The sequence below is a fragment of the Pararobbsia alpina genome, from assembly GCF_902859895.1.
Classification (GTDB): domain Bacteria; phylum Pseudomonadota; class Gammaproteobacteria; order Burkholderiales; family Burkholderiaceae; genus Pararobbsia; species Pararobbsia alpina.
The window spans coordinates 208,480-220,625 of record NZ_CADIKM010000007.1 but is presented as its reverse complement, the minus strand read 5'-3'; the positions used below and the strand labels follow the sequence as shown (position 1 = coordinate 220,625).

Here is a 12,146-nt window from a genome sequence, read left to right as displayed (position 1 = left end):
CCCGCGTGCGCCGGCCTTCCTTCAATCAAGCGCTCGCCACACTCGGGCTTGGGCTCTTGCGCATCCTCATCAGCACACCGTAGACGACGGCGGCGATGAGCAGGCCAACGAACCACGCATAGGTATAGATGCTCTTGAACGTATCGCCGACACCCGGGAACGAATCCGGGAAGGCGGTGTTCAGGAAGCCCGGCACGTTCGGCAGCACGCCGAGCACGAGCGCGATCACGGCCGCGAGGTTCCAGCCCTTCTCATAGGAATAGATGCCGTTGTCGTCGAACAGCTCGCGATGGCTGAGCTCGGTCTTGCGGATCAGGAAGTAGTCGACGACCATGATCCCGGCGATCGGTCCCAGCAGGGCCGAATATCCGACGAGCCAGGTGAAGATGTAGCCCTGGGTCGACGCAAGGATCTTCCACGGCATCATGACGATCGCGATGAACGCGGTGATCAGGCCACCCGTCTTGTACGAGATGCCCTTGGGCCAGAGGCTCGAGAAGTCGTAGGCCGGGCCCACGAGGTTCGCGGCGAGGTTGCAGCACATCGTATCGAGCGTCAGGATCACGAGCGCGATGCCGACACCCACGCCGGTCATGCGGCTCGTCAGGTCGACCGGATCCCAGATCGCCTTGCCGTAGATCACGACGGTGGCCGAGGTCACGATCACGGAAACGATCGACAGCAGGGCCATCGGGATCGGCAGGCCGATCGACTGGCCAACGACCTGGTCGCGCTGCGACTTCGCAAAGCGCGTGAAGTCCGGAATGTTCAGGGCAAGTGTCGCCCAGAAACCCACCATCGCCGTCAGGCTCGGCCAGAACGTCAGCCAGAACTGGCCGGCCTTCTTGCCGCCTTCGGCAAACTGCGAGGGCATCGACAGCATGGTGCCGAGGCCGCCGGCCTGCGCGCACGCCCACCAGACCAGTGCGATACACATGATGACTTTCACCGGCGCTGACCAGCTTTCGAGCCGGCGGATCGAGTCGGTGCCGTGCACGATGAAATAGAGCTGGATCGCCCAGAAGAGCAGGAAGCACACGAGCTGGCCGATCGAGATGCCGATCACCGGCAGCGGCGAGCCTTGCAGCGCATTGCCGAACAGGATGTTGGCGAGCACGTAGATCGCACTGCCGCCGAGCCAGGTCTGGATGCCGTACCAGCCGCACGCGACGATCGCGCGCATCAATGCGGGCAGCTTGGCGCCTTGCGTGCCGAACGAGCTGCGCACGAGCACCGCGTAGGGGATGCCGTGCTTCGCGCCCGCATGCCCGATCAGCAGCATGGGCACCAGTACGATCGCATTGCCGAGCAGCACGGTGCCGACGGCCTGCCACGGCGACATGCCCTGCTCGGTCAGCCCCGCGGCGAGCATGTAGGAGGGAATGCACATCACCATCCCGACCCAGAGGGCCGCGAAGTGATACCAGCGCCAGGTGCGCTGCGCGGTCCCGGTCGGCGCCAGGTCCTCGTTGTACAGATCACTGGTCGTCGCCAGACCGGCCGACTGCCCATCGTATTGAGTCATGAGTGTGCTCCGTCAAGTGTTGGGTGAGGACAAGTGTTATTGCTTTGGATACGGCGTTGCCCTTCTGAGTATTACCCTTCGTATGTCACGACCCTGCCGGCGTACCGCGGTTCAGCCGGTAGTTCTCTTAACGAGTGCTTCCCTTCGGCGAAACGTCCCTGTGTGCCGGTACCTATGCTGGCAAGCCCTGCCGGTCAATCCCGCCGCTAAGCCATCTTCACGTCGTCCGAGGCCGGCACCCGCGCCGGATTGTTTGGATGAACGGTCCAGTTGGTATAGCCACCGTCGTCGACCCGTTCCATCGTGATGCACTGGTCGACCGGGCAGACAAGCATGCATAGATTGCACCCGACACAATCCGCGTCAACCACTTCAAAATAGCGCCGACCGTCTTTCGACTTCGTGATCGCCTGATGCGAGGTGTCTTCGCACGCGATATGGCAGAGACCGCACTGGATGCAGCGGTCCTGATCGATGCGTGCCTTGATATCGTACTTAAGATTCAGATATTGCCAATCGGTGGTGTTCGCTACGGCGCGGCCGCGAAATGCATCGAGATCCGCATAGCCTTTCGAGTCCATCCAGTTCGACAGGCCGTCGGCCATGTCCTCGACGATCCGGAAGCCGTAATGCATGGCCGCGGTGCAGACCTGCACGCTGCCCGAGCCGAGTGCGATGAATTCCGCGGCATCGCGCCATGAACCGATGCCGCCGATACCCGAAATCGGCAGCCCCGGGGTCTGCGCATCGCGCGCGATCTCGGCGACCATATGCAGTGCAATGGGCTTGACCGCCGGGCCGCAGTAGCCACCGTGCGCGCCCTTGCCGTCGACCACCGGGGTCGGCGCCATGAGGTCGAGATCGACCGTCACGATGGAGTTGATCGTGTTGATCAGCGAGACGCCATCGGCCCCGCCACGAAAGGCCGCGCGCGAGCCGAGGCGGATGTCGGTGATGTTCGGCGTGAGCTTCACGAGGCACGGCAGCCGGCTGCCTTCCTTGACCCAGCGCGTGACCATCTCGATGTACTCGGGCACCTGGCCGACCGCCGACCCCATGCCGCGTTCCGACATGCCGTGCGGGCAGCCGAAATTGAGTTCGACCGCGTCCGCGCCGGTGTCCTCGACCATCGGCAGGATCTGCTTCCAGTCGCTTTCATTGCACGGCACCATCAGCGAAACGATCATCGCGCGGTCGGGCCAGTCGCGCTTGATCTGGCGGATCTCCTCGAGATTGATCGCGAGCGGCCGATCGGTGATCAGTTCGATATTGTTGAAGCCCGCCATACGCTGGCCGTTCCATTGGGTCGCGCCATAGCGCGAACTCACGTTGACCACGTGCGGGTCGAGCCCGAGCGTTTTCCAGACCACCCCGCCCCAGCCCGCCTCGAACGCGCGGTTCACGTTATAGGCCTTGTCGGTCGGCGGCGCGGACGCCAGCCAGAACGGATTGGGAGAAGTGATGCCGGCTATCTTGCAAGTCAGGTCTGCCATCGTCATTCCTTTGCGGCTGTTCGCGCGCGACGAGCGTGAATCGCATGAATCGTTGTGTGGCCGAGACGGTGCGGCGCCCCGGCGCTCTGCATGAACCCGGCTGTCCGGGGATCAGGCCGCTTGTGTGATCGAACCCGCAATCGAAGCGGTGAGCGCTCGATCGATCGACTGCGCCGCGCGCTTGCCATCCTCGACCGCCTGCACGGTCAGGTCGATACCAGTCTGCGCGCAGTCGCCGCCCGCCCAGACACCGGCAACGGAGGTCGCACCCTGCGCATCGACCTCGATCTTGCCGCCGACCGTGGCAAGCAATTCGAATCCCGTACCGAAGGACACGAGCGTCTGGCCGATCGCCTTGAAGATGGTATCGGCTGCCACCTCGAAGGTGTCGCCCGTGCCCTTGAGACGCCCCTCCTCGGTGACGGTCTGCTCGAACAGCACGCCGGTGACGATGCCGTCGACCGCCAGGATCCGCACGGGCCGTGCATGCTCGATCAGGGTGACGCCGCTCTTCTGCGCGAATTCGCGCTCAGCCCACGTCGCGCTCATCGATTCGACGCCGCGGCGGTAGACCATCGTCACGCTTTGCGCACCGAGCTTGCGTGACTGGACCGCCGCATCGACCGCCGTATTGCCGCCACCGATCACGACGACACGGCGTCCGACCGGCAGTGCCGTGAGATCGCTGGCCTGGCGCAGTGTCTCGATGAAATCGACGGCCGACTGCACCCCGGGGAGTTCGTCGCCTTCGACACCGAGCGCGTTGACGCCCGACAGTCCGATCGACAGGAACACCGCGTCGTAGTCCTTGCGAAGCTGCGCGAGCGACACATCGGTGCCGAGCGACACACCGCACTTCAGATCGATGCCACCGACCGACAACAGCCAATCGATCTCACGTTGCGCGAAATCGTCGACGGTCTTATAGGCGGCAATCCCGTATTCGTTGAGGCCTCCGCCCTTGGCGCGCGCATCGTAGATCGTCACGCGATGGCCCAGGAGCGCAAGCTTGTGCGCACAGGCGAGCCCCGCCGGGCCAGCCCCCACCACCGCGATGCGTCGTCCCGTTTCGGGCGCACGTTTGAACAGCGCTACGTCGCTCTCGTAGATCCAGTCCGTTGCATGACGCTGAAGCGCGCCGATCTGCACGGGCTTGCTCTCCTGCGCGTTGCGTACGCACGAGCCTTCGCAAAGGATCTCGGTCGGGCAGACGCGCGCGCACATTCCGCCGAGCGGATTGGCGGAAAGAATCTCCTTCGCTGCGCCCTTGAGATTGTCGGTCTGAATCTTGCGGATAAAGGCGGGGATGTCGATGCCGGTCGGACATGCCGTGATGCATGGCGCGTCGTAGCAGAAGTAGCAGCGGTTGGCCTCGACCAGCGCCTCGTCACGCGAAAGCGGCGGCGCGACATCGGCGAACTGGAGGCCCAGTTGCTCGGCCGATAGACGGCCGGCGGCGATATCGCCGGTTTCCTTGAATCGCATAGTCTTCCTCTGTGGGGTGAAGAACACGACTTCGCGCGGTTCGAATCCGCGCCGTTGTTATGCCTGCCCTGCGTGCGCTCGAGGCCACGCAGTCTCGCGGTCCGGCAGACTCGCCGTCTCGCCGTCTGTTACCCGGCCGCTTACGCACTCAAGTCCCCGTGCGCAAGCAACCGTTTCTCAGCCCATTCCCGGCCCGATGAGCCTGCCTACGCCTCGGACGCCCGTTCGACGATCGCGTGGAGCAGCACGTTGGCGCCCGCCTCGATCCATTCGGGTGTCGCATCCTCGACTTCGTTGTGACTGATCCCGTCGACGCAGGGCACGAACACCATCGACGTCGGTGCGACCTGCGAGAGGTAGCAGGCGTCGTGGCCCGCGCCCGACACGATGTCGCGATGCGAATAACCGAAGCGCTCGGCCGCGGCCCGCACCGAATTCACACAGGCCTTGTCGAAGGCGACGGGCGCGTAATAGAAGATCTGCTCGATCGCCATGTCGAGCTTCGCGGCGGCGACGATCCTTGCCGCACCTTCGCGCAGTTCGGCATCCATCTGCTTGAGGACGGCGTCGTCCGGATGACGAAAGTCGACAGTGAAGAAAACGCGGCCCGGAATCACATTGCGCGAGTTCGGATAGACCTGCACCATGCCGACCGTCGCGCACGCATAGGGCGCATGCGCGAGGCCGATGCTGTTGACGAGATCGACGATCCGCGCGGCACCGAGCAAGGCATCGCGGCGCCGCGTCATCGGCGTGGGTCCCGCATGGGACTCCTGGCCCGTGAGCACGATCTCGTACCAACGTTGGCCCTGGGCATCGGTGACGACGCCGATGGTCTTCTCCTCGGCTTCGAGGATCGGCCCCTGTTCGATATGGAGCTCGAACGCGGCATGAATCGGCCGCCCGCCGACTTGCAGGTCTCCCGCGTAACCGATGCGTTCGAGCTCCTCGCCCATGGTCTTGCCGTCGACATCCTTGCGCGACAAACCGTACTCGAGCGTGAACACCCCTGCAAACACACCCGAGGCGACCATGGCCGGGGCAAAGCGCGAGCCTTCTTCATTGGTCCAGATCACGGTCTCGATCGGATGTTCGGTCTCGATGCCGAGGTCGTTGAGTGTGCGGATCACCTCGAGGCCGCCGAGCACACCGTAGATGCCGTCGAAACGTCCGCCGGTGGGCTGCGAATCCGCATGCGAGCCTGTCACCACGGGCGGCAGCACATCGTTGCGACCCTTGCGGCGCATGAACACATTGCCCATCTTGTCGATGCTGATCGTGCAACCGGCCTGCCGCGCCCAGCTCACGATCAGATCGCGGCCCTCTTTGTCGAGGTCGGTCAGAGCGAGGCGGCAAACCCCGCCCTTGGGCGTCGCACCGATCTTGGCCATGTCCATCAGGCTCTTCCACAGACGGTCGCCATTGACCCGGATCGAGCTCGTCAACTCTGTGTCGCTTACGGTGTTCATCCGCATCTCCTTGTGGGTAGGGTGCCGTATCGGCATCGAGCGCCGACTTGCGGGTTCCAGGGGCTACGCTCCGCCGGATTGCATCTGCTCGATCCTGTGCCTTGTGCGACCGCACTGAAATGGCGTGTTTCGCGAGTCTGCCGCCCTCGCAACATGCGCATGCGCACGTGGCCGGTGCATGTCTTCGTCAATCGGCAAACGACCTTTCCAACGCAACTTCCCGACTTGTCTTAAATCCTGTCCGCCTGGACAGGTTGTAGCTGATTTTTAGAGTCATTTCAAAGGGATATCGAACTGATTTTTGATCCCGATCAATGCGAGAACCATGCCAACGCGAGGTTTTTTCTCGTATACCCCGAGCCAGGAAAGTGCGGCGCTGGAACGCCGCGCGGTGGGCAGAATGGATCGGAACAACCGTCTACAATGCCTCTGTAGCGGTCGCTGCAATGCAATGCCATGCGCCGCGCGCCGATGCGACGTGCGTGCCGACCGAGAGACCCGTAACGTCGAGCCTCACACTCCATGCGCGATGAAGATACCCAGACGGTCGCCCCCCCGGCCGTCGAACTCAACGACACAACCGATGCGCGACCGACGCGCCGCCGCAAGGCGCAGATTCGCGAAAGCAACGAAGCTCACCTGCTCGCGAGCGCGGAGTCCGTATTTGCCGAAAAGGGATTCGACGGCGCAAGCACTGCGCTGATCGCCGAACGTGCGGGCCTGCCGAAGGCCAACCTCCATTACTACTTTCCGACCAAGCTCACGCTATACCGCCGCGTGCTCGAGGATCTGTTCGAAGACTGGCACAAGGCCGCCAATACCTTCGACGCGAGCGACGACCCGGTCGCCGCGATCGGCGGCTATGTGCGAACCAAGATGGCACTGTCGCGCCGGCGCCCGCTCGGGTCGAAGGTCTGGGCGAACGAGATCACCCATGGTGCGACGCATATGCGCGACATCCTGGTCGAACGGGTCAAGCCGTGGATGGATACGCGCGTCGTCGTCATCAACGGGTGGATCGCGCAGGGGCTGCTCGCGCCCGTCGATCCACAGGCACTCCTGTTCATGATCTGGGCGACCACCCAGCATTACGCCGATTTCGAGGCGCAGATCAGGGCCCTGTCGGGTTCGCGCAAGCTGAGCCAGCAGGCATTCGCCGAGACGACCGACCAGGTGGTGGAAATGATCATTCGCGCATGTGGGGCACGCACACCGCCTCGGGCGTGACCGGGGCGTGATCGAGACTGCTGCTGTGGTCTGGGCCCGGCGAGGCTGCGCGGGGCTGGATTTGAACGCGCGGACTGGCGGGCGTTGAGAATGGCTGAGGAGCGCGCTCGCTCAGGCGCCACTCAAAATGGAAATGCCCGCGCGCCAAGGCGAGGGCATTTTTAGGATAAAGCACCGGTCAACGGGATATCGAAGGAGATCTCAGTGGCGAACGCCTCCACACGCAAACTTCACGTCGACGCACGGTAGAAACAGGAACACCCGCTTTCCGGCCACGCCAGCCCGGGACGGGCGCGGCGCTCAGGGCCTCAGCGGGTCTCGTCGCTTAGCGCGAGTTCCAGCCGTTCTTGTCGTACGTGCGGATACGTTCTTCAAGTTCGTAGATATCTTCCGACGATGCGAGCAGCGCTTCACGGCGCTTGCGCTCGGCTTTTTCGAACCAGGCATTCAGCAAGACGAGGAACGGTGCAAACATGGTCTTTCTCCGGTTAGCGGTCAGTAACGTATTTGAGAGGTTTCCCTTAAGGGATTTCCCTAGGACCGTTAAGCCGAAGTATAGACAAATTGGTGAAGCACGTGATGAATTCGCAGAATGCGTTCCATAGCTGACTGGAATGATGGCTTCGGGCAAACGCGCGGACAGACTCCGGCTCAGGGTTCATTCGCCGCGAGGCCGTCGAGAATCGGGCAATCCGGCCGATGATCGCCGTGGCAATGTGAGGCGAGGTGCGCCAGCGCATCGCGCATCGATTGCATCTCCGCGATGCGGCGATTCAGATCTTCGACGTGATCGAGCGCGATCGACTTGACCTCCGCGCTCGCACGACCGTGATCCTGCCAGAGCGTGAGCAGCCGACGCACGTCCTCGACCGAAAAGCCGAGCCTCCGCGCCTGTCGGATAAAGCGCAGGTGATGAAGATCCATATCCCGATAGATCCGATAGCCGCTGTCGCTGCGTGCACTCGGCATCACCAGGCCGATGCTCTCGTAGTACCGGATCATCTTGGCGCTGATGCCGACTTCCTTTGCTGCTTCACCAATATTCATTGCGCTCACCCTGCATCAGCTCATCAGGTCATTATCCGGCGCCGGCCGCCAGCGCCGAAGCCACAAGGCATTCGCCACGACGCAAACACTGCTCGCGGCCATCGCCGCGCCGGCCAGCACGGGTGTCAGCAGACCAAAGATCGCCAGCGGAATGCCGACGATGTTGTAGACGAAAGCCCAGAACAGGTTCTGCTGGATCTTCCGGTAGGTCCGCCGCGAAATATCGAAGGCATCGGCGACGCGCGAGAGGTCGCCGCGCATCAGCGTGATCCCTGCCGCATGCATCGCGACATCCGTTCCGCTCGCCAAGGCGATGCCGACGTCGGCCGCAGCCAGGGCCGGCGCGTCGTTGATGCCATCGCCGACCATGGCGGTGACGGCGCCGCCCGCGCGTGCCTCGACGACACGGGCCGCCTTGTGTCCAGGCAGGAGTTCGGCTTCGACGTGATCGATGCCGAGCGCGTCGGCGATCTTTGCCGCGGCACTCGCGTTGTCGCCGGTCAGCATTGCACACCGGATCGCGAGCCGATGCAGCCGCTCGATGGCCGGCGCGGCGCTCGGCCGGATCGTATCGGCAAATGCGAACCAGCCCAGCACGCGTGGCGTGGGACCGGATTCGCCAAGCCACGATATCGTGCGGCCCGCCTTCTGGTGCGCGCCGGCCTGTTCGAGACTGGCGGCATCGACCGGAATCCGCGCATCCTGCAAAGCATGACGATTGCCGAACACGAGGGAGCGGCCGTCGACGACCGCGGCGACGCCCCTCCCCGGCAAGGCATGAACACCGGTTGCGGCAAGCTCGCGCGGCGCATCGGCGGCCAGTGCCTGCGAGACGTTTTCCACGGCCGGACTCGTGCGGGTAGCCAAAACGTCCGAATCATCTGGCCAGGACATCTTGACGTTCTCTGTCAGGAACACCTCATCGACCACGTCGGGGCCAACGGATCGCGGCATCTCCTCTGCCGCATCGAGTACGGCGCGCGCGAGCGGATGATTGCTGCCGCGCTGAACCGCCACAGCAAGATCGAGCAGCGCGGTCTTCGATATGCCGCCGAGCGCGGCCAGCGCGACCACGCGCGGACGCCCTGCCGTCAGCGTGCCCGTCTTGTCAAAGCCGACCCAGTTCACGCGGTGCGCGAGTTCGAGCGCCTCGGCATCCTTGATCAAGATGCCGAAACGCGCCGCCGCACCCGTGCCGGCCATGATCGCGACCGGCGTTGCGAGCCCGAGCGCGCACGGACAGGCGATCACGAGCACGGTCACCGCGCGGATGATCGCAGCCGGCCAGCCAATGCCCGCGAGAACCCCGCCGGCCAGCGTCAGCAAGGCGATCACGATCACGACCGGCACAAAGACCGCGGCGACACGATCGACGAGCCGCTGGATCGGCGCCTTGGCGGTCTGGGCGTCTTCCACAAGGCGGATGATGCGTTCGAGCGCCGTCTGCGCACCGATGGCCTCGACGCGTATGCGCAGCAGACCTTCACCATTGATCGAGCCACCCGTCACACGATCGCCGAGCACCTTGTCGACCGGTACGCTCTCGCCGGTCAGCATCGATTCGTCGACCTGGCCACCGCCGGCCTCGACGCTGCCGTCGACCGGGATGCGTTGGCCGGGCAGCACGATCGCGAGATCGCCCACCCGCACCTCGGCAAGCGACACATCGACGGTCTCGCCGTCGCGCACGAGCTTCGCATGCGAGGGCCGCAGCTCCTGCAAGGCACGAATCGCCGAGGTGGTCTGCCGCTTCGCCCGGCGTTCGAGCCATTTGCCGAACAGCACCAGGGTGATCACGATCGCCGAAGCCTCGAAGTACAGGTCCGGCATCGCGTCTGCCCCGGCGCGCCACCATTCGACCACGCTCAGGCCATACGCCGCCGAGGTGCCGAGCGCGACGAGCAGGTCCATATTGCCCGAGCCCGCGCGCAGCGCACCCCAGCCCGCGCGATAGAAGCGCGCGCCGAGCCAGAATTGCACGGGTGTCGCAAGCAGCCACTGGAACCATGCTGGCCACATGGCATGGATATCGAACAATGCGCCGAGCATCGGCATTGCGAGCGGCGCCGACAGGATCGCGGCAAGCAGGACCTTCGCGCCATCGCGGCGCTCGTCGTCGGCGGCCTCGCCGGCATTCGATGCGGCCTGGGCCGGGGTATCGACACGCGCCTCATAGCCCGCCCGGCCGATCGCGGCCAGCAGCGTGTCGACCGGCACACCCGGTCGGGTTTCAACCCGCGCGCGTTCGGTCGCGAGATTGACGCTCGCGGCGCTGACCCCCGGCGTTTTCTTCAGCACGCGTTCGACGCGCGCCACGCAGGACGCGCACGTCATGCCGCCGACCACGAGGTCAACGGTTTCGTGCCCGACGGGTACATGGGTCGGGAGGGGTGCCAGGGTTTCGCTGCTCATGCCGGTTACGCTCAATTCTCAGTATCTGGAAAGGATCGTACACGTTCCCATTATGGGAAGGTCAAGGCGAGGCGATAGAAAGCTGGCGCAAGGACAAAAGGATAAGAATCTGGGCATGCGGAACGCGCAACCGCCCCTAACTGTATGTAAGCCGATCAAATTGTGCTTGAGGTTGCCATTGTGGGAAGGTCTACGATACCTTTCGGTGGTTTCCTATGGTTTGTCATGAAGGAGCAGCAATGGTCGAATTGAAAGTTGAAGGCATGAGCTGCCAGCATTGCGTGGCGGCAGTCACCCAGGCCGTCCAGGACGTGGACCAGAAAGCATCGGTCAAGGTCGAACTCGCTGGCGGACGGGTCTGCGTCGAATCGAATATCCCGCGCGAGGCCCTGGCGGCCGCGATCGAGGATGCGGGCTATACCGTCGTGGCCTGATGTGGAGAACGCGAACGTGGGCGATGCAGGCAGAAACCACCCTGGCAGTGGCAACGCAGGCATGAATGACGGCGAACGCGCGCCATGGCGCGTCGCCGTGCTCGGCGCGTCCGGCCTGCTGGGACGCGCCATCGCGGCGGAACTTGCCGCAAGCGCCGGTTTCGAGGTGGTTAGCACGGCGATGAGCCGTGCGGGCGAAGGGCTGCACCGGCTCGACCTTACCGATACACCGGCGCTCGAACGCTTTTTCGACACGCACCGGCCGCGGACTGTCGTGCTCGCCGCCGCGGAGAGACGGCCCGATATCTGCGAACATGAGCCGGCCCGTGCGCGGGCCCTGAACGTGACAGCCGTCGAGGCAGTCGCGCGCGCGGCACGACGTCATGAATGCCGGGTGCTTGCGATCTCGACGGACTATGTGTTCGACGGCCGGGATGCCCCTTATCTGCCCGATGCCGCGCCGCATCCCCTGAATGCATATGGTCAGAGCAAGCTCGACGGCGAAGAGGCGCTCTGGTCGGTGACCCGCGACGGCTGCGTGCTGCGCCTGCCCCTGCTGTATGGGCCGCTCGAGGCCCTGGGCGAATCGGCTGTGACGAGTTTCATCCCGGCCCTGCAGCGCGCGAGTGCGCAACATCCTGCTGTCATCGACAACTGGGCAATCCGCTATCCGACCTTCACGCTCGACATCGCCGTGGTGATCCGGCAGATCCTCGAACGTGACGCGGCCGGCCGGCCGGTCGACGGCACCCATCACTGGTCCGGCGATGAGCCGATGACCAAATATGCGATCGCGCTGAATCTGGCTGAACGACTCGATCTCGATCCCTCATTGATCGTCGCGCAATCGACACCCACCGACGCGACACCGCGGCCCTTCGACTGCCATCTGGACAGCAGCTCGCTCGAAGCACTCGGCATCGGAAAGCGCACGCCGTTCAAGCAAGGGCTGGATCTCGTGCTCGGCAATTGGGCTGTGGTGCAAACCGGGTGATCTGGCCGCTTGCGCTCGGTTTTGATGAGCATGAGCTTCCAATGAGTAAGGTGACCAAGT

10 protein-coding genes are annotated in these 12,146 nt (G+C 64.0%); 3 read left to right on the top strand and 7 right to left on the bottom strand.

Annotation, left to right across the window (positions count from 1 at the left end):
- Positions 1-25: 25 nt before the first annotated feature.
- From HV670_RS10785 to HV670_RS10770, 4 genes are all read right to left on the bottom strand, one after another.
- The gene (locus HV670_RS10785) at positions 26-1,525 is read right to left on the bottom strand and encodes an NCS1 family nucleobase:cation symporter-1 (RefSeq protein WP_175104775.1); all 1,500 of its coding nucleotides are present in this window, start codon (positions 1,523-1,525) and stop codon (positions 26-28) included.
- Positions 1,526-1,731: 206 nt separating this feature from the next.
- Positions 1,732-3,018 (bottom strand): NAD-dependent dihydropyrimidine dehydrogenase subunit PreA, encoded by a 1,287-nt coding sequence (gene preA, locus HV670_RS10780; protein ID WP_175104774.1) that lies wholly within the window; start codon positions 3,016-3,018, stop codon positions 1,732-1,734.
- Between the two features lie 111 nt (positions 3,019-3,129).
- The gene (locus tag HV670_RS10775; RefSeq protein ID WP_175104773.1) at positions 3,130-4,503 is read right to left on the bottom strand and encodes an NAD(P)-dependent oxidoreductase; all 1,374 of its coding nucleotides are present in this window, start codon (positions 4,501-4,503) and stop codon (positions 3,130-3,132) included.
- 206 nt (positions 4,504-4,709) lie between these two features.
- Entirely contained in the window at positions 4,710-5,972 is a 1,263-nt protein-coding gene (locus HV670_RS10770; protein WP_175104772.1) for a Zn-dependent hydrolase, read from the bottom strand.
- A gap of 522 nt (positions 5,973-6,494) precedes the next feature.
- Here HV670_RS10770 and HV670_RS10765 point away from each other — a divergent pair.
- Positions 6,495-7,199: a TetR/AcrR family transcriptional regulator gene (locus tag HV670_RS10765; protein WP_175104771.1), complete on the top strand. Its 705-nt coding sequence runs from the start codon at positions 6,495-6,497 to the stop codon at positions 7,197-7,199.
- Between the two features lie 325 nt (positions 7,200-7,524).
- On the opposite strand, the gene HV670_RS10760 is transcribed toward HV670_RS10765, so the two are convergent.
- The 3 genes from HV670_RS10760 to HV670_RS10750 form a co-directional block, all read right to left on the bottom strand.
- Positions 7,525-7,674: a DUF3563 family protein gene (locus tag HV670_RS10760; RefSeq protein ID WP_175104770.1), complete on the bottom strand. Its 150-nt coding sequence runs from the start codon at positions 7,672-7,674 to the stop codon at positions 7,525-7,527.
- Positions 7,675-7,850: 176 nt separating this feature from the next.
- On the bottom strand, positions 7,851-8,246 hold the full coding sequence (cueR, locus tag HV670_RS10755; protein ID WP_175104769.1) for a Cu(I)-responsive transcriptional regulator: 396 nt from the start codon (positions 8,244-8,246) through the stop codon (positions 7,851-7,853).
- 15 nt (positions 8,247-8,261) lie between these two features.
- The gene (locus tag HV670_RS10750) at positions 8,262-10,658 is read right to left on the bottom strand and encodes a heavy metal translocating P-type ATPase (protein WP_246257206.1); all 2,397 of its coding nucleotides are present in this window, start codon (positions 10,656-10,658) and stop codon (positions 8,262-8,264) included.
- A 239-nt stretch (positions 10,659-10,897) separates the two neighbouring features.
- On the opposite strand from HV670_RS10750, the gene HV670_RS10745 reads away from it, so the two are divergent.
- Together HV670_RS10745 and HV670_RS10740 are read left to right on the top strand one after the other, a co-directional pair.
- Positions 10,898-11,092 (top strand): heavy-metal-associated domain-containing protein, encoded by a 195-nt coding sequence (locus tag HV670_RS10745; RefSeq protein ID WP_175104768.1) that lies wholly within the window; start codon positions 10,898-10,900, stop codon positions 11,090-11,092.
- A gap of 61 nt (positions 11,093-11,153) precedes the next feature.
- A complete protein-coding gene (locus tag HV670_RS10740; protein ID WP_175104767.1) occupies positions 11,154-12,086 on the top strand; it encodes a dTDP-4-dehydrorhamnose reductase family protein in 933 nt (310 codons plus the stop codon).
- Positions 12,087-12,146 lie beyond the last annotated feature (60 nt).